The 25,101-nt window shown below is 68.9% G+C and carries 20 protein-coding genes; 5 read left to right on the plus strand and 15 right to left on the minus strand.

Annotation, left to right across the window (positions count from 1 at the left end; all coding sequences use genetic code 11):
- Positions 1 to 142: 142 nt before the first annotated feature.
- From pnp to AC0L6G_RS12315, 8 genes are all read right to left on the minus strand, one after another.
- A complete protein-coding gene (gene pnp / locus AC0L6G_RS12280; protein WP_473252343.1) occupies positions 143 to 2,377 on the minus strand; it encodes a polyribonucleotide nucleotidyltransferase in 2,235 nt (744 codons plus the stop codon).
- A 263-nt stretch (positions 2,378 to 2,640) separates the two neighbouring features.
- Positions 2,641 to 2,910 carry a 30S ribosomal protein S15 gene (gene rpsO / locus AC0L6G_RS12285; RefSeq protein WP_087121609.1) on the minus strand — a complete coding sequence of 90 codons (270 nt, stop codon included), beginning with the start codon at positions 2,908 to 2,910 and terminating at the stop codon, positions 2,641 to 2,643.
- Positions 2,911 to 2,983: 73 nt separating this feature from the next.
- Positions 2,984 to 3,916: a tRNA pseudouridine(55) synthase TruB gene (gene truB / locus AC0L6G_RS12290; RefSeq protein ID WP_473252344.1), complete on the minus strand. Its 933-nt coding sequence runs from the start codon at positions 3,914 to 3,916 to the stop codon at positions 2,984 to 2,986.
- Between the two features lie 145 nt (positions 3,917 to 4,061).
- Positions 4,062 to 4,514, minus strand: coding sequence for a 30S ribosome-binding factor RbfA (gene rbfA / locus AC0L6G_RS12295; RefSeq protein ID WP_473252345.1), 453 nt, complete (start codon positions 4,512 to 4,514; stop codon positions 4,062 to 4,064).
- Between the two features lie 65 nt (positions 4,515 to 4,579).
- A complete protein-coding gene (locus AC0L6G_RS12300) occupies positions 4,580 to 5,266 on the minus strand; it encodes a DUF2459 domain-containing protein (protein WP_473252346.1) in 687 nt (228 codons plus the stop codon).
- Positions 5,263 to 5,826, minus strand: coding sequence for a hypothetical protein (locus tag AC0L6G_RS12305; protein ID WP_473252347.1), 564 nt, complete (start codon positions 5,824 to 5,826; stop codon positions 5,263 to 5,265). The genes AC0L6G_RS12300 and AC0L6G_RS12305 overlap by 4 nt, the downstream gene beginning before the upstream one ends.
- A 56-nt stretch (positions 5,827 to 5,882) precedes the next feature.
- Positions 5,883 to 6,560 (minus strand): LolA family protein, encoded by a 678-nt coding sequence (locus tag AC0L6G_RS12310; RefSeq protein WP_473252348.1) that lies wholly within the window; start codon positions 6,558 to 6,560, stop codon positions 5,883 to 5,885.
- Between the two features lie 212 nt (positions 6,561 to 6,772).
- Entirely contained in the window at positions 6,773 to 9,211 is a 2,439-nt protein-coding gene (locus AC0L6G_RS12315; RefSeq protein WP_473252349.1) for a DNA translocase FtsK, read from the minus strand.
- A 141-nt stretch (positions 9,212 to 9,352) separates the two neighbouring features.
- Here AC0L6G_RS12315 and AC0L6G_RS12320 point away from each other — a divergent pair, with 141 nt between their 5' ends.
- On the plus strand, positions 9,353 to 10,609 hold the full coding sequence (locus tag AC0L6G_RS12320; RefSeq protein WP_473252350.1) for a UbiH/UbiF/VisC/COQ6 family ubiquinone biosynthesis hydroxylase: 1,257 nt from the start codon (positions 9,353 to 9,355) through the stop codon (positions 10,607 to 10,609).
- Between the two features lie 36 nt (positions 10,610 to 10,645).
- Here AC0L6G_RS12320 and AC0L6G_RS12325 read toward each other — a convergent pair whose 3' ends face one another.
- The 5 genes from AC0L6G_RS12325 to dapF form a co-directional block, all read right to left on the minus strand.
- Positions 10,646 to 11,461, minus strand: coding sequence for a transglutaminase family protein (locus AC0L6G_RS12325; protein WP_293827795.1), 816 nt, complete (start codon positions 11,459 to 11,461; stop codon positions 10,646 to 10,648).
- A gap of 9 nt (positions 11,462 to 11,470) precedes the next feature.
- Positions 11,471 to 11,884: a YraN family protein gene (locus tag AC0L6G_RS12330; RefSeq protein ID WP_291535532.1), complete on the minus strand. Its 414-nt coding sequence runs from the start codon at positions 11,882 to 11,884 to the stop codon at positions 11,471 to 11,473.
- Entirely contained in the window at positions 11,881 to 12,753 is an 873-nt protein-coding gene (gene rsmI / locus AC0L6G_RS12335) for a 16S rRNA (cytidine(1402)-2'-O)-methyltransferase (RefSeq protein ID WP_473252351.1), read from the minus strand. Before rsmI ends, AC0L6G_RS12330 begins: the two co-directional genes overlap by 4 nt.
- Positions 12,750 to 15,080, minus strand: a complete 2,331-nt coding sequence (locus AC0L6G_RS12340; RefSeq protein WP_473252352.1) for an NADP-dependent malic enzyme — start codon at positions 15,078 to 15,080, stop codon at positions 12,750 to 12,752. Before AC0L6G_RS12340 ends, rsmI begins: the two co-directional genes overlap by 4 nt.
- A 133-nt stretch (positions 15,081 to 15,213) precedes the next feature.
- The gene (gene dapF, locus AC0L6G_RS12345; protein ID WP_473252353.1) at positions 15,214 to 16,044 is read right to left on the minus strand and encodes a diaminopimelate epimerase; all 831 of its coding nucleotides are present in this window, start codon (positions 16,042 to 16,044) and stop codon (positions 15,214 to 15,216) included.
- A 41-nt stretch (positions 16,045 to 16,085) separates the two neighbouring features.
- On the opposite strand from dapF, the gene AC0L6G_RS12350 reads away from it, so the two are divergent.
- From AC0L6G_RS12350 to AC0L6G_RS12365, 4 genes are all read left to right on the plus strand, one after another.
- A complete protein-coding gene (locus tag AC0L6G_RS12350; protein WP_473252354.1) occupies positions 16,086 to 16,880 on the plus strand; it encodes a potassium channel family protein in 795 nt (264 codons plus the stop codon).
- Between the two features lie 104 nt (positions 16,881 to 16,984).
- Positions 16,985 to 19,174 carry a prolyl oligopeptidase family serine peptidase gene (locus tag AC0L6G_RS12355; RefSeq protein WP_473252355.1) on the plus strand — a complete coding sequence of 730 codons (2,190 nt, stop codon included), beginning with the start codon at positions 16,985 to 16,987 and terminating at the stop codon, positions 19,172 to 19,174.
- Between the two features lie 162 nt (positions 19,175 to 19,336).
- Positions 19,337 to 21,565 (plus strand): prolyl oligopeptidase family serine peptidase, encoded by a 2,229-nt coding sequence (locus AC0L6G_RS12360; RefSeq protein WP_473252356.1) that lies wholly within the window; start codon positions 19,337 to 19,339, stop codon positions 21,563 to 21,565.
- Positions 21,566 to 21,636: 71 nt separating this feature from the next.
- Positions 21,637 to 22,416 (plus strand): DUF1223 domain-containing protein, encoded by a 780-nt coding sequence (locus AC0L6G_RS12365; protein WP_473252357.1) that lies wholly within the window; start codon positions 21,637 to 21,639, stop codon positions 22,414 to 22,416.
- Positions 22,417 to 22,447: 31 nt separating this feature from the next.
- Here the strand turns inward: AC0L6G_RS12365 and AC0L6G_RS12370 are convergent, their stop codons facing one another.
- Complete coding sequence (locus AC0L6G_RS12370) at positions 22,448 to 23,539, minus strand: phosphotransferase family protein (RefSeq protein ID WP_473252358.1); 1,092 nt, start codon at positions 23,537 to 23,539, stop codon at positions 22,448 to 22,450.
- Between the two features lie 47 nt (positions 23,540 to 23,586).
- The gene (glpK, locus tag AC0L6G_RS12375) at positions 23,587 to 25,089 is read right to left on the minus strand and encodes a glycerol kinase GlpK (RefSeq protein WP_473252359.1); all 1,503 of its coding nucleotides are present in this window, start codon (positions 25,087 to 25,089) and stop codon (positions 23,587 to 23,589) included.
- Positions 25,090 to 25,101: the final 12 nt, after the last annotated feature.

Genomic DNA, 25,101 nt, shown 5'->3' on the forward strand with positions numbered 1-25,101 from the left:
TTCTCCCCACGGATGAGCCGATAATGGAAACCGCGTGGACGGGCGCGGCAAGCGAAATCGCTCCGGGGTGCGCGCGACGAAGAAAAAAGCCCGGCGGATCGCTCCGCCGGGCCTTCCCTCGCATCAGGCTTGAGGTCGTCGCTTAGTCGCGACGACGACGGCCGCGGTCGCCGCCGCGATCGCCGCCCTCGCGCTTCGGGCGGCCGCCGGTATCGTCCGACAGCGGGGCTTCGCCGCGTTCGGCGCGCTCGGCGTTGATCTTGTCGGTGATGTCCTCGCCGGTCTCCTGATCGACGACCTTCATCGACAGCTTGGTCTTGCCGCGATCGTCGAAGCCCAGGAACTTGACCTTGACCTCCTGGCCTTCGGACAGGACGTCGGCCGGGTTGGCGACGCGTTCCAGGGCGATCTGGGACACGTGGACCAGGCCGTCCTTGGCGCCGAAGAAGTTCACGAAGGCGCCGAAGTCGACGACCTTCACGACCTTGCCGGTGTAGATGGTCCCGACTTCCGGTTCGGAGGCGATGGACTGGATCCAGGCCTTGGCGGCGTCGATCTTCTCCTGGTCGTTGGCGGCGATCTTGATGGCGCCGTCATCGCCGATGTCGATCTTGGCGCCGGTCTTTTCCACGATTTCGCGGATGACCTTGCCGCCCGAACCGATCACTTCGCGGATCTTGTCGACCGCGATCTTGATGGATTCGATCTTGGGCGCGAACTCGCCCAGCTCGGCGCGCGGCGCCTCCATGGCCTTGTCCATCTCGTCCAGGATGTGCAGGCGGCCGGCCGAGGCCTGGGCGATGGCCTGCTTCATGATCTCCTCGGTGATGCCGGGGACCTTGATGTCCATCTGCAGCGAGGTGATGCCTTCGCGGGTGCCTGCGACCTTGAAGTCCATGTCGCCCAGGTGATCTTCGTCGCCCAGGATGTCGGACAGGATGGCGAACTCGCCCGACGGCTCCAGGATCAGGCCCATGGCGATGCCCGAGACCGGACGGACCAGCGGCACGCCGGCGTCCATCAGGGCCAGCGACGAGCCGCAGACCGTGGCCATCGAGGACGAGCCGTTCGACTCGGTGATCTCCGACACCAGGCGGATGGTGTAGGGGAAGTCCTCCCTGGACGGCAGCATCGGACGGATCGCGCGCCAGGCCAGCTTGCCGTGGCCGATTTCGCGGCGGCCGGGCGAACCCATGCGGCCCGCTTCACCCACCGAATAGGGGGGGAAGTTGTAGTGCAGCAGGAAGGATTCCTTGTAGGTGCCGGTCAGGCTGTCGATGTACTGCTCGTCCTCGCCGGTGCCCAGGGTGGCGACGACCAGGGCCTGGGTTTCCCCGCGCGTGAACAGGGCCGAACCGTGGGTGCGCGGCAAGACGCCGACTTCCGACACGATGGCGCGGACCTTGTCCAGGGCGCGGCCGTCGACGCGGTGGCCGTTCTCGATGATGTCGCGACGCAGGACTTCGGCTTCGCATTCCTTGAAGGCGGCCGAGAACTTGGAGCCGTCGACGCCGTCGGGGTTCTCGTCGGTCTTCACCAGGGCGGCGGCGGCGGTCTTCTTGGCCGCATCGACGCCCGAGCGGCGTTCATACTTGCCGGGGTGGGTGTAGGCGGCCTTGATGTCCTCCCCCACCAGCGACTTGATCGAGGCGACCACGTCCGAATGGTCTTCGGCCTGGAAGTCGAACGGCTCCTTGGCGGCGTGTTCGGCCAGGTCGATGATGGCGTCGATCACCGGCTGCATGCCGGCGTGGGCGAACATCAGCGCCTTCAGCATCAGGTCTTCCGACAGTTCCTTGGCTTCGGATTCGACCATCATCAATGCGTCCTGGGTGCCGGCGACCACCAGGTCCAGGTCCGAGGTCGGAAGCTGGTCGATGGTCGGGTTCAGCACCAGTTCGCCGTCGATCACGCCGACGCGCGCGGCGCCGATCGGCCCCATGAAGGGCACGCCCGAAATGGTCAGGGCGGCCGAGGCGGCGACCATGCCCAGAACGTCCGGGTCGTTCTCCATGTCGTGCTGCAGCACGGTGACGACGACCTGGGTCTCGTTCTTGAAACCCTTGACGAACAGCGGGCGGATCGGGCGGTCGATCAGGCGCGAGACCAGAGTCTCCTTCTCCGACGGACGGCCTTCACGCTTGAAGTAGCCGCCCGGAATCTTGCCGGCGGCGAAGGTCTTCTCCTGATAGTTGACGGTCAGGGGGAAGAAGTCCAGGCCGGGCTTGGGCGCGCGGCCATAGACGACGGTGGCCAGGACCACGGTCTCGCCATAGGTCGCCAGCACGGCGCCGTCGGCCTGACGGGCGATGCGGCCCGTCTCCAGGGTCAGCGGGCGTCCGGCCCACTCGATCGTCTTGCGTTTGATGTCGAACATGTCTCGTCTTTCGTATCCCGGGCGGCGTATTCCGCCCAGGTTTCCCCAGAATTGGGGTCCCATCATTGGGCTGGAGCGTCGGGTGTTCAGTCCTTCGATCCATGGGCCGCCGCGCCATCGCGGAAGACCCGGTGGAGGGCCGTCCTGGCCCTCGCGTCTGCGCCGTGTCAGTCCTGCGGCGCGCAGGCAGTCTTTAGTTACACAACGAGGCGCGGACGTGACCGTCCGCGCCTCGAAAGCGTATTCTACACTGATCCGACGCCTTAGCGGCGCAGGCCCAGCTTGGCGATGAGCGCCTGGTAGCGGCCGGCGTCGACCTTGTTCAGGTGGTCGAGCAGGCGGCGACGTTGCGACACCATCTTCAGAAGGCCACGACGCGAGTGGTTGTCCTTCTTGTGGGTCTTGAAGTGTTCGGTCAGGTTGGCGATGCGTTCCGACAGGATCGCGACCTGGACCTCGGCCGAGCCAGTGTCGCCGGCGGAGCGGGCGTTATCGGCGATGATCTCGTGCTTGCGTTCAGCAGTAACCGACATCGAAAGTCTCCCTTTGTGGCCTACCGCGCTTCGCGCTGCTTGAGGCCGGGGTTGGAGTCCCCTGATCAGGCGATCAGGAAAGGTTGAAAACGCGGTCGGGTTCTAGCCGGCCGGCCCGCAACTGACACAGCGCGACGAGGGTCTGGCCCTGAAAGGCTGAAACCGTCCGCGCGCCGTCGGAAAGACGGGCCTTTAGGGTTTCCACCTGACGGGGGAGCAGAACGATCGGGCGTCCCTGCCGAAGCGAGAAGGCGTCCTGGTCCGACACGGCCAGCTCCGGGATGTCGTCCAGGGCGGTCGCGACGGCAAGCAAGCCTTCCGAGGCGGCGCCCCTATGCACCATTTCCTCCAGAGAATCCAGAGTGACGGCGTTTTGCGCGCTGAACGGCCCGACCTGCTCGCGGCGCAGGGCCGACACATGGCCTTCCGCGCCCAGCGTTAGGGCCAGGTCACGGGCCAGCGAACGGACATAGACGCCCTTGCCGGTCAGGATGCGGATCTCGACATGGTCGGCGTCCGGCGCATCCGTCACCTCGGCCGAATGGATGGTCACGCGGCGGGCCTGCAGTTCGAAATCGATCCCGTCGCGCGCCAGGTCATAGGCGCGGGCGCCGTCCACCTTGACGGCTGAAAAGCGCGGCGGCGTCTGGTCGATCTCGCCGACGAAGGCGGGCAGGGCGGCCTTCACCTGATCGACCGTGGGTCGCACGTCGGACCGGCCGATGATCTCGCCCTCGCGGTCCACGCTGTCGGTCGAGACGCCCCAGTTGACGGTGAAGCGATAGACCTTCTTCGCTTCCATCATCATCGGCACCGTCTTGGTCGCCTCGCCCAGCGCGATGGGCAGTATGCCGCTGGCCAGCGGGTCCAGCGTCCCCGCGTGCCCGGCCTTCTGGGCGTTGAACAGGCGGCGGATGCGGCTGACCGCCTCGGTCGAGCCCATCTCGAACGGCTTGTCCAGACAGACCCAGCCGTTGACGACATCGCCCTTTTTCTTGCGCCCCATCCTCAGATCCTCCCCTGCGAAGCGGGGGAGGGGGACCACGAAGTGGTGGAGGGGGCGGACGCAAGGCCGGTGTCTGGGGTCGCCCCCTCCACCACGCTGCGCGCGGTCCCCCTCCCCCGTGAAGGACGGGGGAGGATCGCCAGCATCAGTCTTCGCCCTCGTCGTCGCGGCGGTCCAGGTCGGCGCGGACGCGGGGATCGTCGAACAGCCGGTCCATATGGCTGGCGGCGTCGAAGCTTTCGTCGTGGCGGAAGCGCAGGTCGGGGGTGAACTTCATGTCCAGCCGGCGGCCAAGCTGGCCGCGCAGGAATTTGGCATGGGCGTTCAGCGCCTTGATGATTTCGCCCTCGTGGCCGCTGGTCGCAGCCGCTTCGACCCCGGCGCCCAGGGGTTCGACGAAACAGGTGGCGTGCTTCAGGTCGGGCGACAGCCTGACTTCGGTCACGGTGACGGACACGCCGGCCAGAGCCGCGTCGTGAATGTCCTCTTCGCGCAGGATGTCGACCAGGGCGTGACGGATCAGTTCGCCCGCGCGCAGCTGGCGCTGGCTGGGGCCGGACGGGCCGGATACGTTGCGGGTATGTTGCTTGTGGGCCATGGGCCGCTCCTTCTTGTTCGCCCGCCGGGGCTCGGACCCGGCCGGATAGGCGAAAGTCGGGCGGTCTAGGCGCGTGGCGCGCTCATGTCCAGTTTTCGGTCTAGGACCGCCGCCGCCCGCACGGACCGCACCACCTCCGCCGAGGAGATCGACCGCACCGGACGGACCGGCACGCCCGCCGCGTTCAACACCCCGGCCGTCCAGTGATTGCACAGGTGCAGAATGGAAAAGGTCTCGCGGCTGGCGAAGAAGCGGGCGTCGTCGCCGGGACGGGCCGCCACGATGCGGGGCCTGCCGTCGGTCAGGGCCAGGGACTGTTCGATCCGGTCCGCCAGCCCATCGAACTGCGCCCGCGTCAGGGTCAGGCGCGCGACATCGCCGGCATGGGCCGCGCCCGGATCGTCGCGCGCCGGGTCCAGCATGACGACCGACGCATTGCCTGGCCGGAAGAAGGCCCGGGCGCCGTCCGGCAGACGATCCGGGATCGGGCTCTGGTCCACATAGAAACGCGCGTCGCCCCAGCCGATCGAAATCCAGTCGCCGGGTGCCAGGCCTGCCGTCGCTTGGGCCAGCGGCCCGCCGCGTCGCATCAGCGCGGCGCGGGGCACGGCCAGATCGGTGTGAAAGCCGTTGTCCAGCACCTGGATCGTCACCGAATCTCTGGTCCGGGTTTCGGGCGCGCCCGGCCGCGTCCAGGTCAGCAGCGCCACGGCGGCGCCGACCACGGCTGCCAGGATCAGGCTTCTGATCATCGGACGAAGTCCCGCACGGCGCACAGCCGGTCGTCCGCCGCCAGGGCGCCCGGCGGCGGCCCCTGGCGCACGGGCATCAGCAGAAAGCCGTCGCGCCGCACGGCCAGGGCCAGCCAGCCCACGGCCTGGCCCGCGCACAGCCGGCTGTCCTGGTCGTCCGTCACCCGTCGGATTTCGATTTGCGCAGCGGGCGGGGCGCGCATGACCTGGGCGAAGCTTCTGGAGACGCTGGCCTTCTCGCCGGCCCCTACCAGCCGATGCGGGGTCGTGACCAGACGGCCCGCGCCTTCCACCGTCAGGACGCCGCCTTGCGCCTGAAGCGTCAGGGGCGTCTGCGTCTGCGTCCCCGACGATGCATAGCTGCCCGAAACGACAGGATCGCCGATGACGACCTGGCCGTCGGCGCGCGAACCGAACGGGGCTTGGCGCGGCTCCATCAGCCTGTGCAGGGCCGGTTCGACCACCACGGCGCCCAGAAGGAACAGGCCGAAGGCGCCGGCCCCCGTCGCCGCAGTCCATTTCAACGATGGGACGCCGGCTGGCGGGGCGGTCAGGCTCATGACCGGCATCCTAGACGAACAGGGGTTGAGGAATGGTCACTCTTCCCCTGTCTTGATCAGTTCCGGCCGGGGCGGCGCGTCGGATCGCTGAGCTGGAACAGACGGGCCGACAGGTTCGACGCCGGCTGCAACGACGTCAGCTGGGTCCGGGTGCGGGCTCCTTGCGGATCCGTGATGGTCCATTCGTGCAGCCGCAGCGGATTTCCGGCGAAGGCCAGCACCACCTGTCCGTCGTTGGGACGTCGGGCGTCGCGCGCGGTGATGGCGAAGGCGCCGGACGCCATGCGCGTGACCCGCTCGATGTTGACGCCCTGGTCCAGGCGTACATTGCGCGCCAGGAAGGTGGACAGAGGCGTGCGGCCCAGCGGAACCTGCTGGAAGTTGTTCAGGCGCGGATCGTAGCGTTTGACGTTATAGCCGTCCGAGACGACCAGAAGCCCGGCCGGGTCGGTATACTCGAACCGCATCTTGCCTGGGCGCTGCAGATAGAACCGGCCCCGGCGCGTCTGGCCGTTCGGGCCGGTTTCGGTGAAGGTTCCCTGCGCCGAGGTCAGGGCCTGCAGATACCCTTGCGCCTGTTGAACCACGGCCCGGTCGTCGGCCGACAGATTGGACTGGGCCTGGGCGGCGTCGAAGGCGCCCATTGCGATCAGGCCGGTCGTCAGGCCGGCTCCCAACAGCAGGCTGCGGCGGTCCAGGTCGGGCGTGGCCAGGGTCTTGGTGCGCGAGGTCATGAAGTCCGTCTCCCGTTCGGGATGGTTGTCGATCCTGCCGTCTTGCCCGGTCGGCTTGGCGTCGGAATGACGCGAGCCTGACCATATTCCGGCGCTGCGATGAAGCCTTGTTCATCGAAATGCTGAAGCTTGGACCGGCGGCGGGGAGGGTAACGGGCGCGGGGACGGCCTGTTCCTTCCGAGGTGGCGGGAAGCTTCCTTTCTCTCCCTCGTCACACCATCGGCGGCGGACCGGCCAGGACGTCGCGCTTGCCGGCGTGGTTGGCGGGGCTGACCACGCCTTCCTGCTCCATCCGCTCGATCAGGGAGGCGGCGCGGTTGTAGCCGATCTGGAGCCGGCGCTGGACATAGCTGGTCGAGGCCTTGCGGTCGCGGGTAACGACGGCCACCGCGCGGTCGTAGAGGTCGTCGCCCCCACTCCCGTTCTGGCCCCCGCCGCCGCCCTCGTCATAGGCGTTGTCGCCGTCGCCGTCCGGTTCGTCGGTGATCAGGTCCAGATAGTCGGGCTCGGCCTGGGCCTTCAGATGTTTGCAGACGTCCTCGACCTCCTTGTCGTCCACGAAGGGGCCGTGCAGGCGGGTGATGCGGCCGCCGCCGGCCATATAGAGCATGTCGCCCTGGCCCAGCAGCTGCTCGCCGCCCTGTTCGCCCAGGATGGTGCGGCTGTCGATCTTGGACGTGACCTGGAAGGAGATGCGGGTCGGGAAGTTGGCCTTGATGGTGCCGGTGATGACGTCCACCGACGGGCGTTGCGTGGCCATGATCAGGTGGATGCCGGCGGCGCGGGCCATCTGGGCCAGACGCTGGACGGCGCCCTCCACGTCCTTGCCCGCCACCAGCATCAGGTCGGCCATCTCATCCATGACCACGACCAGGAAGGGCAGGGGCTCGGGCCGGATCTTCTCGGATTCGTAGACCGGACGACCCTGGTCGTCGAAGCCGGTCTGCACGGTGCGCTCGAAATGCTCGCCCTTTGCCTGCGCTTCCTTGGCGCGCTCGTTGTAGCTGGCGATGTTGCGCACCCCCAGCTTGGACATTCGGCGATAGCGATCCTCCATCTCGCGCACCGTCCATTTCAGGGCGACGACCGCCTTTTTCGGATCAGTGACGACAGGCGCCAGCAGGTGCGGGATGCCGTCATAGACCGACAGCTCCAGCATCTTGGGGTCGATCATGATGAAGCGGCATTCGGCCGGGCTGTGGCGATACAGGATCGACAGGATCATGGCGTTGACCCCGACCGACTTGCCCGAGCCGGTGGTGCCCGCGATCAGCAGGTGGGGCATCCGCGCCAGGTCGGCGACATAGGGCTCGCCGCCGATGGTCTCGCCTAGCGCCAAAGGCAGCAGATGCCCCTTCTTGTCATATTCCGCGCTGGCCAGCAGGTCGCGCAGATAGACGGTCTCGCGCCTAGCGTTGGGCAGTTCGATGCCGATGGCGTTGCGGCCCTGAACCACGGAAATACGACAGGCGCGGGCTGACATCGACCGGGCGATGTCGTCGGCCAGGGCCACGACGCGGCCGTGCTTCACGCCCGGCGCGGGGACCAATTCGTACAGGGTCACGACAGGGCCGGGGCGGATCTGGTCGATCACGCCGCGCACGCCGAATTCCTGGAGCACGCCTTCCAGCATCTTGGCGTTCTGTTTCAGCGAATCCTCGTCCACCGAACCGACGCGCTGGGCCGGCTTGGTCAGGATGCCGAGCGGCGGCAGGTCGAAATCGCCCTCGGGTCGGGTGAAGTCGAAGGCCTGCTGGTCCAGGTCGTCTTTTCGGGCCTTGGGCGCCTTGACCGCCGCGACGCGCGGTTCGATCGGGCGGGCGCCTGCGGCGCGCGCGGCGCTGGGCGGCGGGGACGCGGCCTCGTCCTCCCACGGCGGCAGGTCGTCATAGGCGGTGCGAGGGCCAAGGTCGGCGGGCGTCTCCGCCGCGATGGGCGACGGGGCGTCCTGGGCCGGGGCGGCGCGCGGAGGCCGCGCCCTGGGCGTGGCCTTGTCACGGGCAGGCTTGGCGGGTGCGCGCGGCGCGGGCGCCTTCAGCGACCGTCCCCAGTGCAGGGCGTCCAGGAAGTCCATGGCCCTCAGGCCGATGGCGAAGCCGACCAGCCACAGGCCGGCGACCAGGAAGATCAGGCCGGCGACGATGCGCGCGCCGGGAACATGCAGGGTCCCGATGGCCCGGGCTGTCAGCCCGGTCAGGCCGTCGCCGCACAGGCCGCCCAGTCCCGCCGCCAGGGGCCAGGCCGCCGGCGCCGCCAGCGCCGCCAGGGCGCCCGACAGGGCCAGGGTTCCCCCGGTCGCGGCCAGGGCCTTCAGCGGCGTCGGCTTCAGCCGTTGCTGGATGGCGTCGCCCACGGCGCGCGCCAGGCCAAAGGCGGTCAGCAGCAGCGCGGCCGGCCAGGCGGCCAGTCCCAGAGACTGCATGAACAGGTCTGCGAACAGCGCCCCGTCGCCGCCCAGCCAGTTGGTGGTCGGCAGGCTGGATGCCGCGTTCAGGCTGGGGTCCGCCGGGTTCCACGACGCCAAGGCGATCAGCAGCAGGGTCGCCAGAAGGGCCTGCAACACCCCCCGGAACCGCACGACGAAGGGCGCATCCCAAAGGATGCGGGCGCTGATCCAGGCCTGACGGCCGATGGCGAGGGCGGTGGACATGAAGGGCGAGCCTTCCGGGCGGCTGAGGTTCGACCGCCCTTGTCGCACCCGCAGGGTTAAAGGGCTGTTTACCAGCTTGGCCGGGCGAAGCGAAGACGACTTCCTCTGGACCTTTCGCGCGCCGGGCGCGACAAGCCTGTCATGGCTGAGATCGAACGCTACGACATCGTCATCGCCGGCGCCGGCCTGACCGGGGCGGCCTTCGCCCTGGCGGCGGCGCAGGGCGGGCTGAAGGCAGTCATGATCGACCCCCAGCCGTTCGACGCCCAACTGGCCCCGACCTTCGACGGGCGCTCGACCGCCATCGCCTTTTCGACCTTCCGCATGTTGGACGCCTTGGGGCTGGGCGAGGCGCTGCGGCCCCATGCCTGCCGGATGGATCATATTCTGGTGACGGACGGCCGCCGTCCGGGCGCCGCCAGCCGGCCCGCCTCGGCCGCCTTTCTGCGCTTCGACGCCGAGGAGATCGGCGGCCGCACCGGCGGCGAGCCGCTGGGCTATATGGTCGAGAACCGCCGCATCCGCGCCGCCCTGGCCGCGGCGGTGACGAGGGCCGGTATCGACGTTCGGGCGCCGGCGTCCGTCGCCCGCGTCGCCGCCGAGGCGGGCAGGGCGACCGTGATCCTGGCTGACGGATCGGTCCTGACCGCGCCCCTGGTGGTCGGCGCGGAAGGGCGCGGCTCCCTCGTGCGGCGGGCCGCTGGCATCGACACTATCGGCTGGGGCTATGGCCAGAGCGGGGTGGTGGCCACGGTGCGGCTGGGCCGCGACCACGGCGATGTCGCCCACGAATATTTCCTGCCCGGCGGCCCCTTCGCCATCCTGCCCCTGACCGACCAGCGCGCCAGCCTGGTCTGGACCGAGACGACGCGGCGGGCCGAGGCCCTGCGCACGGCCTCGGACGCCGCGTTCCAGTCCCATCTGATGCGCCGGTTCGGAGAGTTCCTGGACGGGGCGACGGTCGAGGGGCCGCGCTTCGTCTATCCCTTGTCGCTCAGCCTGGCCGAAAGGCTTGTCGCGCCGCGCATCGCCCTGATCGGAGACGCCGCCCACGGGGTGCATCCGGTCGCGGGCCAAGGGCTGAACATGGGGCTGAAGGACGCCGCCGCCCTGGCCGAGGTGCTGGCCGAGGCCGCCCGCCTGGGCGAAGACATCGGGGCCGAGACGGTGCTGGAGCGTTACGCCCGCTGGCGCCGGTTCGACAATGCGGCCCTGGCGGCCGGGTTCGACGCCTTCGTGCGGCTGTTCTCGAACGACATCGCCCCGATCCGGCTGGCGCGCGACCTGGGGCTCGCTGCGGTCAATCGCATCGGTCCCCTGCGCCGCGCCTTCATGCAGGAAGCCGGCGGGGCGACAGGCGATTTGCCGCGGCTGCTGCGCGGCGAGGCGGTGGTCTAGGCGTTCTCACTTCCCGATCGGGGAGGACGCTTGTGTTCAGTTCAGTTGCAGCCGGACCCGTTCGAACGTCGTGAACCGCCTGGCCTCCTCCGCGCCGTCCAGGCCGTGGGCGCGCGACAGGGCCTGGAGCGAGCCGGCCAGGGCGCCCTGCTTCTCGCGCGCGGCCGCGACGTCCAGCCAGGGGCGGTGGTCCTCGGGGTCCAGCAGGGCGCGGCGCAGCGCCGAGCGTTCGGCCGCCTCATAGTCCCGATCCCGGATGGCGCGGCTGAACAGCACGTTCTGCAGCCGGATCAGCGACTGCCGGTCCGTCACCGGCGCCATCAGGATATCCAGCCGATCCGCCACATGCGGCGTCAGCCCGGCGCGAAGGGCGCGGCGGGTCAGTTCGCTGGGCAGGATCAGCCGTCCCTGGCTGAAGGGGTCCAGCGCCACCGGCCCCTCGGCCGTCTCGACACGGACCATGAAATGGCCGGGGAAGTCCACCCCCGCCGCCGCGACCCCCGCATGGCGCGCCGCGTGCAGATAGAAGACCGCCAGGGCGGCGGACAGGCCGCGCCGTCGCTCGGCCACCTGGATGACGTCGGTGTTGGCGGGGTGGTCGTAGTGGATCAGGTCGCCGTTCAGCCTGAGATCCGCGCACAGGGTTTCGGACAGGGCGTCGTCGGGGCTTTCGCCGCCCAACCGCTCCTTCAAGCGTTCGCAGGCGTTTCGCGCCAGGGCGCGGGTCGGCTCGGGATCGCGCAAAGGATGATCGTGGATGGCGCAGGCGATCGCGGCCTCCAGCAGGGGGAAGGCCTCGTCGTCGGCCTGGCCGGCCGCCGTCAGGATGCGCTCGGCCTCCTCGCGCGTCATGCCCTTCTTTCAACCGCCTCGTTCGACGCCGCGAAGATGACGCGGAAACCGCCAGGGGGCCAGCGCCACCATATCAATTCTCAAGTCCAGCCGTTGCAGGGCCGGTCGATTGCGCCGGATCGCCTGGCCCGCTGCGACCAGCCGATCGAACTGGGCGGGCTTCAGGGCGACCAGGGCCGCCTCGATCGTCGCGCGCCGTTTCACCTCGACGACCGCCAACACCGCGCCCCGACAGGCCAGCAGGTCGATCTCGCCCGCCCGGCTCCCCAGGCGAAACCCCAGAATCCGATAGCCGCGCGACATCAGCCAGAAGGCGGCGACCCATTCCGCCGCGTGGCCCGCCTTGAACGCCGCCCCGCCCTTCGCCTGCCGCCACGCCGCCTTGGGGCGGGGGACGGGCGCGAGGCGCGGCAGGCGTTTCACTTGCCCTTCAGCGCCAGCGCGCGGCGATACAGGGTCTTGCGGTTCAGCCCCAGGGCCCTGGCGACCTCGGAGGCCGCGTCGCCGGTCGACAGCGTACGTAGGGCGTCGATCAGGGCGGCGTCCGCATCCGCCTCGGTCGCCTGTTCGACTTCGCCCGGTCCCACGACCACCACGATCTCGCCCTTGGGCGCATCCAGGCGGGGATCGGCCGCCAACTGGTCCAGCGGCCCGCGCACGCATTCCTCGTAAAGCTTGGTCAGTTCGCGCGCCACGGCGGCGGGCCGTGGTCCCAGGACGGCGGCCATGTCGGTCAGGCTGTCCCTCAGGCGCGGTCCGCTTTCGAAAAAGACCAGGGTCTGGCGCTGGGTCTTCAGTTCTTCCAGGGCGGCGGTGCGTCCGGCCGTCCTGGGCGGCAGGAAGCCGGCGAACAGCACCCGGTCGGCGGGCAGGCCGGCGATGCACAGGGCGGCCAGCAGGCTGGAGGCGCCGGGGATGGGATGGACCGGCAGGCCTTCGGCGATCACCGCACGGGCCACCACGAAGCCGGGATCGCTGACCAGCGGCGTGCCCGCGTCGGACACCAAGCCCACCACCTGGCCTTCCCGCAGGCGTTCGACGGCCAGTTCGGCGGCGCGCCCCGACGCATGGTCGTCGCAGCGTTCCAGCTTGGCTTTCAGCCCATAGGCCGACAGCAGCTTGGCCGTGACGCGGGTGTCCTCGGCCAGCACCAGGTCGGCGGCGGCCAATACGTCCAGCGCCCTCAGCGTCATGTCGCGCAGGTTCCCGATGGGGGTGGCGACCAGATAGAGGCCCGGCTCCACCCGCCTGGGCGGGGGGGCGGCGGGCGGAAAGGGCGTCGGTTCGCTCAAGGTTCGACCACGGCCGCGGGCGGGCGCGGCGCGGAGGTCAGGCCCGACCCCTGGAAGGCGGGGCCGGCGTCATAGGCGGCGAAGGTGGCGGCGGTGATGATCTCCGAGACCGAGGCGCCCAGGGACACGATCTGCACCGGCTTCTCCAGCCCGACCAGCAGCGGGCCGATCACCGTGGCCCCGCCAAGCGCCTGGACCAGCTTGGTCGAAATGGCGGCCGAATGGATGGCGGGCATGACCAGGACGTTGGCCGGCTTGGTCAGGCGGTTGAAGGCGTAGGCGGGGTGGCCCTTGGGGTCCAGGGCGATCTCGGGCGGCATTTCGCCCTCGTATTCGAAATCGACGCCCTTCTTGTCCAGGATGCGGATGGCCTCGCGCACCTTTTCGGCCCGGTCGCCGGGGGGGTTGCCGAAGGTCGAATAGGACAGGAAGGCCACGCGCGGATTGCGGCCCAGGCGACGCACTGTCTCGGCCGCCTTGACGGCGATCTCGGCCAGCTCCTCGGCGTCCGGCAGTTCGTGGATGGAGGTGTCGGCGACGAACAGGGTGCGGCCCCTGGCCAGCAGGATCGACAGCCCGATCAGGGTGTCGTCCACGTCCAGCACGCGCTGAACCTCCTTCAGCGCCATGTTGAAGTTGCGGGTCACGCCCGCGACCATGGCGTCGGCGCGTCCCTTGGCGACCAGGGTGGCGGCGAAATAGTTGCGGTCCTGATTGATCATCCGCGCCACGTCGCGGCGCAGATAGCCCCGGCGCTGCAGCTTTTCATACAGCCAGTCGGTGTCCTCGACATTGTTGGGCGATACCCGGGCGTTGGTGATCTCGATGTCCAATTCGTCGAAGTCCAGGCCCGCCTCGGCGGCGTTCTGGCGGATCAGATCCTCGCGGCCGACCAGGACGGGCGTGCCTAGACCGGCCTGTTTGAAGCCCCAGGCGGCGCGGATGACGGCGGGCTCCTCGCCCTCGGCGAAGACGACGCGCTTGTCCGGTCCGCCGCGCACCGCCGAGTTGATCTTCTGCATCAGGGCGGCGGACGGATCGACGCGCGAGCGCAGGGCGTTGCGATAGACGTCCATGTCCTCGATCTGGACGCGGGCGACGCCGGTATCCATCGCCGCCTGGGCGACGAAGGGCGGGATGTACCAGATCAGGCGCGGATCGAAGGGGGTGGGGATGATGTAGTCCGGGCCGAACTTCAGCTTGCGCCCGCGATAGGCGGCGGCGACCTCGTCCGGCACGTCCTCGCGCGCCAGGGCGGCCAGGGCCTGGGCGCAGGCGACCTTCATCTCGTGGTTGACCCGGCGCGCGCGCACGTCGAGCGCCCCCCGGAACAGATAGGGGAAGGCCAGGACGTTGTTGACCTGGTTGACGTAGTCGGAGCGGCCCGTGGCGATGATGGCGTCCGAACGCACCGACTGCACGTCCTCGGGCGTGATCTCGGGATCGGGGTTGGCCATGGCGAAGATGATCGGATTGGGGGCCATCGACGCCACCATCTCCTTGGTGATCGCGCCCTTGGCCGACAGGCCCAGCACGACGTCGGCGCCGACCATGGCCTCGGCCAGGGTCCGCAGCGGCGTGTCGGTCGCATGGGCGGCCTTCCACTGGTCCATGCCGTGTTCGCGACCCTTGTAGACCACCCCGTCGCGGTCGCAGATTACGGTGTTCTCAGGTCTCACGCCCGCCGCCTTCATCAGGGCGATGGACGACAGGCCCGCCGCCCCGGCCCCGGCCAACACCACCTTGACCTCGTCCAGTTTCTTGCCGGCGACGTGGACGGCGTTGATCAGGCCGGCGGTCGAGATGATGGCCGTGCCATGCTGGTCGTCATGAAAGACGGGAATGTCCAGCAGATCCTGAAGCTCCGATTCGATGACGAAACATTCGGGGGACTTGATGTCCTCCAGATTGACGCCGCCCCAGGTGTCGCCGATGTTCTTGACCACGGTGATGAACTCGTCCGGGTCCGTGGTCTTGACCTCGATATCGAAGCTGTCGACGTCGGCGAACCGCTTGAACAGGACCGACTTGCCCTCCATCACCGGCTTGGAGGCCATGTGGCCCAGGTTGCCCAGCCCCAGGATGGCGGTGCCGTTCGAGATGACGGCGACCAGATTGCCCTTGGCTGTATAGTCGTAGGCCTTGTCGGCGTCGGCGGCGATGGCCAGCACCGGCACGGCCACCCCCGGCGAATAGGCCAGCGACAGGTCGCGCTGGGTCGCCATCGGCTTGGTCGGCGCCATGGAGATCTTGCCTGGCGTCGGGATGCGGTGGAAGTCCAGGGCCTCCTGGTCGGAGAAGGTCTGTTTTTCTGTCTGGTCGGGCATGGATTCAGGCGTTTCCGGCGCGGCGTTCTGATTGGCTTTGCCTGTTCCTAAAGCGCGGCGGCAGGCGGGACAACCGGCCGGGTCCCATCGGAGCCGTTTCCGGCCGTGCGATTCGCCGCGGCGCGCGCCGGTTTCAGATCGACAGGACGCCCGTGCGCTCGATCTCGACGGGGCCGGTCATCAGCACGTGATCGGTGGCTTCGTCCCAGTCGATGACCAACTCGCCGCCGTCCACCGCCACCGTCGCCCGGCGATCGGTCAGGCCGCGCCGGGCCGAAGCCACCAGGGCGGCGCAGGCGCCGGTGCCGCACGCCCGGGTCAGGCCCGCGCCCCGTTCCCACACCCGCAGGCGAATGCGGTCGCGGTCCAGCACCTTCGCGAAGCCGACATTGACCCCTTGGGGAAACAGCGGGTGATGTTCGACCAGGGAGCCAGAGGCGACGACGAAGCCGTCGTCCTGGCGGTCGGTGAAGAAGACCACGTGTGGATTGCCCATCGAGACGGCGCCCGGCGTGTGCAGGACCGGGTCGTCGATGGGGCCGAGCTGCAGCTCGATTCCGCGCGTATCCATCGCCTCGGCCAGCGGAACCTCGGACCAGTCCAGGCGCGGCCTGCCCATGTCGACCGTCACCTTGTGATCGCCGGCGCGGGTCGCGACGATCGGGCCGGCCGCGGTGTCGACGACCACGTGATCGGATCCATTGGCCTCCATCAGCAGCCAGCCGACGCAGCGCAGGGCGTTGCCGCAGGTCTCGACCATCGACCCATCGGCGTTCCACACCCGCATGAAGGCGTCGGCCCTGCCTGAAGGCTCGATGGCGATCAGCTGATCGAAGCCTTCGCCCGTCTCGCGGTCGCCCAGGGCGCGAATCTGCACGTCGCCGGGAGCGAACGGCTGTTCCAGCGCATTGACGACGACGAAATCGTTGCCGGCGCCGTTCATCTTGACGAAAGGACGGGTCATGCAGGCCATATAGGCGCAATCCCTGCGTGGCGGAAACCAGAGTGGCCGAACCCGACACCCATCCGAAGGACGACGGTCTGCGCCTGCGCGCCCGGCTGCGCTATCTCTATCACGGCTCCCAGCCGCCGGCGGTGCGGTTCCGCATGACGGTGATCGCGGTGGACTTCGCCATCATCGCCTTCTTCCTGGCGTCGCCGATCCTGAAGAACATGGGCTGGGCCTTCTATGCGCTGGACTATCTGGTGGCGGCGCTGCTGGCCGCCGACCTCGCGGCGCGGGCCTATGCCTATTCGGACGTCAAGGATTGGCTGAAGCGGCCGATCGTCTGGCTGGATCTCTTCATCCTGGCGACTCTGCTATTCCCGGCCTGGCTGTTCAACCTTGGCTTCCTGCGGATGCTGCGGCTGTGGACAGTGCTGAACTCGGATTTCTTCTGGCGCACGGTGGGCCGAAGGTTCGACGACACGCGGGTCGAGGCCATCGTGAGGGCCCTGGCCAGCCTGGTCACGTTCGTCTTCGTGACGACGGGGTTCGTCTATGCGACCTTCCTGGGACACGACGGCATCGCCGGCTATGTCGACGCCCTGTATTTCACCGTCGCCACCCTGACCACGACCGGGTTCGGGGACATCACCCTGCCCGGTTCGGTGGGCAAGCTGTTGTCCATCGCCATCATGCTGGTCGGCATCACCCTGTTCCTTCGCCTGGCCCAGGCCCTCATCAAGCCGCACAAGGTCCGCTATCCATGCCAAGTCTGCGGACTTCAGACGCATGATCAGGACGCTGTCCACTGCAAGGCTTGCGGCAATCTGCTGTGCATCGTCGACGAGGACTGACGGCGAGGAATAGGCCGATGTGACAAAACGGTAAGGCGGCGCGGCTTGCCGCCCGGATCGTCGTCGCTAAGGTGCCGGCTTCGTTTCCGGGGACCGTCCTAACCATGATCCGTTCGTCCGCCGCCGCCCTCGCGGCTCTTCTCGCCTCCACCAGCCTGACATCGGCAGCCATGGCCCAGACCGCTTCTTCCGCCCCCGCTCCAACGCCAGCCAGCGGCTTCGCCTCCAGCGAGGCGACCGATCCCTACGTCTGGCTGGAAGAGGTGGAGGGCGAGCGCGCCATGGCCTGGGTGCGCGAACACAACGCCCGTTCGTTGGGCGTGCTGCAGGGCGATCCCCGCTACGAAACCCTGCACCAGGAGGCCCTGGCCATCGTCCAGGCCCAGGACCGCATCCCCTCGCCCGGCTTCACCCACGACGGCCATATCGACAATTTCTGGCAGGACGCCCAGCATGTGCGCGGCCTGTGGCGCCGCACCACCCTGGACAGCTATCGCACCGCGACGCCGGAATGGGCGACCATCCTGGACGTCGACGCCCTGGCCGCCGCAGAGGGTCAGAACTGGGTCTACAAGGGCGCGACCTGCCTTCCGCCCGAGGAGCGCTACTGCCTGATCAGCCTGTCGAACGGCGGCAAGGACGCAGTGACGCTGCGCGAATTCGACAGCGTGGCCAAGACCTTCGTCAAGGGCGGGATCGTCCTGGCGGAATCCAAGGGCGGGGCGGCCTGGATCGACAAGGACACCCTGCTGGTCTCGCGCGACTTCGGCCCCGGCACCCTGACCAACTCGGGCTATCCGATGGTGGTCAAGCGGATGAAGCGCGGCCAGGGCCTGGACCAGGCCGAGACCTTGTTCACCGGACAGCCTACCGATGTTTCGGTGTCCGGCTATACGCTGCGCGACGCCGACGGGGTGGTGAAGGCGGTGCTGATCAACCGTTCGGTCGACTTCTATTCGTCCGAGACCTGGCGCGTGACCGACGACGGCGCCCTGACCCAGCTGCAGCTGCCGCCCAAGTCCGACATCAGCGGCCTGGTCGACGGTCGGCTGCTGGTCTCGCTGAAACAGGACTGGACCGCGCCCTCGGGCCAGGATTTCAAGACCGGCGACCTGATCGCCTGGCCGCTGGAAACCTGGCTGGCCGATCAGGCGGCCCCGGCCCAGCTGGTCCTGCGTCCGACCGAGCGTCAGGCGATCGAGGGCGTCAACGTCACCCGCAACCGGCTGGTCGTGGCCCTGTACGACAATGTCCGCGGTTCGGTGCGGGTCTATACGCCCAGTCCCCAGGGAAGTGACGGCGAGTGGGCGCATACGACGCTCGATCTGCCCCAGAACGTCTCGGTCGGCGTCGGCTCGGCCTCCGAAAAGGATGACAAGGTCTTCGTCAGCGTCACCGGCTATCTGAACCCGTCCAGCCTATGGCTGGCCGATGCGGCGACCGGCGCGGTCGATCAGGTCAAGTCGATGCCGGCCAAGTTCGACGCGACGGGCATGACGGTCGACCAGCACGAGGCCCGCTCGGCCGACGGGACCCTGATCCCCTATTTCGTGGTGCATAAGGCGGACATGCCGCTGGACGGGTCGAACCCGACGCTGCTCTACGGCTACGGCGGGTTCGAAAGCTCGCTGCTGCCCGGCTATTCGGCGACGGTCGGCAAGCTGTGGCTGGAGCGGGGCGGCGTCTATGTGATCGCCAATACGCGCGGCGGCGGCGAGTTCGGCCCCCGCTGGCACGAAGCGGCCCTGCAACAGAATCGCCAGCGCGCACACGAGGACTTCCAGGCCGTGGCGCTGGATCTGATCGCGCGCAAGATCACCAGCCAGCCCAAACTGGGCATCATGGGCGGGTCGCAGGGCGGGCTGTTCATGGGGGCGATGCTGACCCAGCAGCCGGACCTGATCAACGCCGCCGTCATCCAGGTGCCCCTGTTCGACATGCTGCGCTTCCACAAGCTGCTGGCCGGGGCCAGCTGGATCGGCGAATACGGCGACCCGGATATTCCCGAACAGCGCGCCTGGATCGAACAGTATTCGCCCTATCAGAACCTGCGCGCGGGTCAGCCCTACCCGGAAGTCTTCATTCACACCTCGACCAAGGACGACCGGGTCCATCCGGGCCACGCCCGCAAGGCGGCCGCGCGGCTTGAGGAGCTTGGCTATCCGGTGCTGTTCTACGAGAACACCGACGGCGGCCATGCGGCCGGCGCCAACCTGCGCGAGACCGCACGGCGCCTGGCGCTGGAGTACACTTATCTTTCGCGTCGCCTGATGGACACGCCGGCGCAGCAGTAAGTCCGATCCTCCCCCGTGAGCGCTTGCGAACGGGGGAGGGGGACCACGAAGTGGTGGAGGGGGCGACCCCTGGCGCCCTGTCTGGTTCCGCCCCCTCCACCGCCTGACGGCGGTCCCCCTCCCCCGCGATGCGGGGGAGGATCAGATTGCGGAGTTTAAGCCATGCGTCACCTGATCCTGTCCGCCGCCATTCCCGCCCTTCTGGTGGGCGCCTGCGCGACCACGCCGAACATGGCCGAGTATTTGGCCCCCTCGCCGGCCGCATCGAAGACGCCGCCGCCCCACTTCCCCCGCGATCTGACCCCGGCCGGCGTCGCGGCGGCCGACGATCATCTGGCGCTGGAGCAGGTGGACGGGGCCGAGGCCATGGCCTTCGTGGCCGAGGAGAACAGGAAGTCCTTGGCCGTCCTGACCGGCGATCCGCGCTACGAGGCCTTCCGGGCCGAGGCCGAAGCCATACTGACCGCGACAGACCGCATCCCCAGCCCGTCCTTCCTGGGCGACGGCGTCGGCAACTTCTGGCAGGACGCGGCCAATCCCAAGGGCGTCTGGCGCCGCACGACGCTGGACAGCTACCGCACCGCGACGCCCCGGTGGGAGACGCTGCTGGACATCGACGCTCTGTCCAGGGCCGAGGGCAGGGACTGGGTGTTCAAGGGCGCCGACTGCCTGGCGCCCGACGATGCGCGCTGCCTGATCATGCTGTCTGACGGGGGCAAGGACGCGGTGACGGTGCGCGAGTTCGACCTGACCACGAAACGGTTCGTGGACGGCGGTTTCAACCTGCCCGAAGGCAAGCACCGCATCGAATGGCTGGACCGCGACACGCTGCTGGTCGCCACCGATTTCGGGGCTGGAACCCTGACCGAGTCGGGCTATCCCTTCATCGTCAAGACGCTGAAGCGCGGCCAGGCCCTGGCCCAGGCGACCGAGGTCTATCGCGGCGACCGGGGCGACGGCGGCTATGGCGTCAGCCCCGCCGTCTATCGCGACAAGGACGGCAAGGTGACGGCCGTCATCATCACCCGTCCGCTGGACACCTTCCGGTCGGAGACGTGGTGGTTGAAGGATGGGCACCCGGTGCGCCTTCACATCCCGAGCCGCGTGACGCTTTACGGGATGCTCAACCAAACCTTGGTTTTCGTTCTGGATGAGGACTGGAATGGGTCCATCAAGTCCTTCAAGGCGGGAACATTGGTCGCGCCGCCGCTCAATGGCCTGGAGATCGACAATCCCCACCTTGTCTTCGGCAACATGCAGGTGGAGGCGTTTGCGCCGCATCAGCGGCAGTCGGTGGCGGATGTCGCCGTTCTGGATGATCGGCTGGTCGTTGCGCTGAACGACAACGTCAGGGGCCGTCTGATCACGCTCAGACCGCATGGCGAACAACCCTACAGGCCTGTCGAGTTGGCCGTGCCGGCGAACAGCGCCGTCGGCTTGGGCGACAGATCCAAGTCACGAGGAGAGGTCTTCGTTTCGAGCCAAGGATTCCTGACGCCGCCCGCGCTCAGCCTGTTATCGGCCAGCCTTGCCGCGCCCTTGGACAACGGCGCGCTCACCCTGACCGAGCTGAAATCCGCGCCGGCCAAGTTCGACGCCGCCCGCGACGTGACTGAACAGTATGAGGCGACTTCGACCGACGGGACCAAGATACCCTATTTCATCACCCGCCCGCGCGACATGAAGCTGGACGGGTCGAACCCGACGATCATGCTGGGCTATGGCGGCTTCCAGGTCAGTCTGAACCCCGCCTACAAGCCGGAGATGGGCAAGCTGTGGCTGGAGCGGGGCGGGGTCTTCGTCCAGGCCAATATCCGGGGCGGCGGAGAGTTCGGGCCCGCATGGCACCAGGCGGCGCTGGATGGAAACCGGCAAAGGGCCTTCGACGACTTCGCCGCCGTGGCGCGCGATCTGGAACGGCGCGGGATCACCAGCCCGCGTCGCCTGGGCATCTATGGCCGGTCGAACGGCGGCGTCCTGACCAGCGTCTCCATCACCCAGCACCCGGAGCTGTTCAATGCAGCGGTGATCGAAAGCCCGCTGGTGGACATGCTGCGCTATCACGAGCTGCCGGCCGGCGCGTCGTGGATCGGCGAATACGGCGACCCGCGCATCCCGGAAGAAGCGGAGTGGATCGCGAAATACTCGGCCTATCAGCAGCTGCGTCCCGACGTGACCTATCCGCGCGTCTATCTGACCACCAACACTCGCGACGACCGGGTCCACCCCGGCCATGCGCGCAAGTTCGCCGCGCGCCTGGGCGACCAGGGGCACGACCATCTCTATTACGAGGACACGGCCGGGGGTCACTCCAACGACGCCGACCCGGTCGCCAACGCCCGCCGCTGGGCCCGCCACTATGTCTATCTGGCCCAGCAACTGATGGATTGAGGGAAGGATCGGGCGCCGGCTCACGCGAATATGAGGCGCGGTCGGCGACGCTGGGGGCTAAAGACGCAGGCATGAAGGTCAGGGGGTGGGCGATTGCGGGAACGGTCGTGGCGAGCGCGCTGCTCGCCATGAGTTCGTCCGCTCAATCGTCCGGCGTGGCGGCCGGCGCGTCCGCTGCGGCGCGGGCCGAGCGCGTTCGGCCGCCCGCCGTCCGCGGCGCCGCCCCGGTGGTGGTCGAACTGTTCACGGCCCAGGGTTGCGGCGGCTGCGTCGAGGCCAATGCGGCGGTGGAGCGCGCGGCGGCCGAACCGGGCGTCATCGCCCTGACCTATGGCGTCGACTACTGGGACTATCTGGGTTGGACCGACACCTTCGCGCGCCCCGAGTTTTCCCAGCGCCAGCGCGCCTATCGCGCCGCCCTGCGCCAGCGGGGCGTCTCGACCCCCCAGGTGGTGATCGACGGCCGCCGCCAGGTGTCGGGGGCCCGCGGGCTGGAGCTGGAAGGCGCCATCGTCGAGGAGGCCGGCCGTCAGGTCTGGCCGCCCGAGATCGAGTTCCGCGAGACCGGCGACCGCGTCGGCGTCGGCTCGGGACGCGCGCCCGTCGGCGGGGCTGACGTTGTCGCCGTCACCTATACGCCCGGCGTACAGACGGTCGAGGTCGGCCGGGGCGAAAACCGCGGCCGCGAAGTGCGTCACGTCAATGTCGTGCGCGACGTGCGGCGGCTGGGCGAATGGCGCGGCCGGCCCGTTCTCTACGCCCTGCCCCCGGCGCGCGGCGGCGACGCGGTCGCCGTCCTGATCCAAGGCAAGACCGACCGCCGCATCCTGGGCGCGGCGGTCCGGGACTGAGGCCCGGCTTCAGCGGTCGGCGGCGGCGCGGTCAGGCTCCGGCTTTTTTCGCAAAGCCCCAGGCCGCTTCGCTGAGCGGTCCGACCTGGGCGGCCATGCTCCTGGCGTGGGCGCTGGCGGCGGTGCCGTCGCGGACCCGGCCGGCGATGCCCTGGCAGATGGCCGCCAGGCGGAACAGGTTGTAGGCGTAGAGCCAGTCCAGGTTCGCCGGCCGCATCCCGGTCGCGGCGGCGTAGCGTTCGACCGTCTCCTCCACCGACGGAATGCCCAACGCCTCCAGGTCCGCCCCGGCCAGGCCGTTGCGCAAGCTGGCGGGAATGGCCCAGGCGATCAGCAGATAGGAAAAATCGGCCATCGGATCGCCCAGCGTCGACAGCTCCCAGTCCAGAACGGCCCGAACCTGGGCGGCGTCGGGCGCCAGGATCATGTTGTCCAGGCGGAAGTCGCCGTGGACGATCCGGCTGGGCCCCTCGGGCGGCAGGCTGTCGGGCAGGAAGGCGATCAGACGGTCCATCGCCGGGATGGGGTCGATCTCGGAGGCGCGGTACTGTTTGGTCCAGCGGCCGACCTGGCGGGCGAAATAGTTGCCCGCCTTGCCGTAGTCGCCCAGGCCGATGGCGGCGGGATCGAAGCCGTGCAGCCGCGCCAGCGTATCGGTCTGGGCCTCGTAGATGGCGCGCCGCTCGGGCGGCGTCAGTCCGGGCAGTTTCAGATCCCAGAAAATCCGCCCTTCGACCTTGTCCATCACATAGAAGATCGAACCGATGACGCCTTCGTCCAGGCACAGGGCGTGGGGCCTGGCGACCGGAAAGCCCTGGGCCGCCAGGGCGGATATGACCTGATATTCGCGGTCCACCGCATGGGCGCTGGGCAGCAGCGCGCCTGGCGGTTTGCGGCGAAGCACATAGGCGGCGGTCGGGGTGGTCAGCTCGTAGGTGGGGTTGGACTGGCCGCCCTTGAACTGGCGCACCGCCAGCGGCCCGGCGTAGCCCGCGACATGATCGGTCATCCAGGCGTCCAGCGCCGCCTCGTCCAGGCGATAGCGGGCGTCGACCTCGCGCGTGCCCGAAAAGGCGCTCTGAGCATCCAGCGCGGGGGCGTCGGGGGAGGAGGCGTCGGTCATGGGCGGCCCAGTCGGTTCTCGTGGCGTTTCCTTGCGCCGTTCGGATCTCAGGCCCGACCCGGCGCGGCGATGATGGCGGCCTTCACCGCGCGACGCCAGCCGGAAAGCAGCCGTTCGCGTTCGTCGTCCCTCATCCGCGGCGCCCAGCGGGCCGGCGCCTCGGCCGGTCGAGCGTCCAGATCGGACGCCCGGCCGACGCCCAGGGCCGCCAGGCGCGCCGCGCCCAGGGCGGTCATCTCCTGGAAGGCGGGCCGCTCGACCTCGACCTTGCAGATGTCGGCCACGAACTGCATCGCGAAACTGTTGGCGGTGACGCCGCCGTCGACCCTCAGCGTCTTCAGCGGCGGGGCGCCGTCCTCGGTCAGGGCGTCCAGCAGGTCGCGCGTTTGATAGGCCAGGGCCTCCAGCGCCGCGCGGACGAAATGGGCGGGGCCGGAATCGCGGGTCAGGCCGACCACGGTCCCGCGCGCCTCGGGCTCCCACCACGGCGCCCCCAGGCCGGTGAAGCCGGGGACCAGATAGACCCCGCCGTTGTCGGGCAACTCCTGCGCCATGGCCTCGGACTGGCGGGACTGCGAAATCATCCCCACCCCGTCCCTCAGCCACTGGATCGCCGAGCCGGCCGAGAAGATCGACCCCTCCAGCGCATAGGCGGCGCGGCCGCCGGCCTGATAGGCCAGGGTGCCCAGGAGCCGGCGCGTCGAGGCTACGGGCCGGTCGCCGACATTGGCGACCAGGAAGGCGCCGGTGCCATAGGTGATCTTGGCGTCGCCCGGCTTCAGCGCCCCATGGCCGACCAGGGCCGCCTGCTGATCGCCGGCCGATCCGGCGATGGGGAGAGGGCGGCCGAACAGGGCCGCATCGCTTTCGCCGATCACGCCCGAACAGGGGACGATGTCGGGCAGAGCCGCCCGCGGCACGTCGAACAGGGCGCACAGATCGTCGCGCCACTGGACCGCCTCCAGATCCATCAGCGCCGTGCGCGAGGCGTTGGTCGCATCCGTGGCGTGAACCCGGCCGTCGGTCAGTTTCCAGATCAGCCAGGCGTCGATGGTCCCCAGCTTGACCTCGCCCGTCATCGCCCGCTCGCGCGCGCCCGGCACGGCGTCCAGCAGCCAGGCGAATTTGGTCGCCGAGAAATAGGGGTCCAGGATCAGGCCGGTCGCCGCCTGGACCATCGGCTCGCGCTCCTCGGCTGTCAGGCGCGCGGTGACGTCGGCGGTGCGTCGGTCCTGCCAGACGATGGCGCGTTGCAGCGGCTCGCCCGTCGCGGCGTCCCAGATCACCGCCGTCTCGCGCTGGTTCGTGATGCCGATGGCGTCGAAACGGGCGACGCCGCCGGCCTTGCCAATGACCTCGCGGCAGGTCTGGAGGGTCGCGGTCCAGATTTCGGCGGCGTCGTGCTCGACCCACCCCGACCGGGGAAAATGCTGCGCCAGTTCGATCTGGCTGACCGCCACGGGCCTCAGGTCGCTGCCGTCCGCGCCCGATTCGAAGGCGATCGCCCGTGTCGAGGTCGTGCCCTGGTCGATGGCGAGGATCAGGCTCATGGATTTCTCCCT

The organism is Brevundimonas sp. D3-1P (assembly GCF_055809335.1).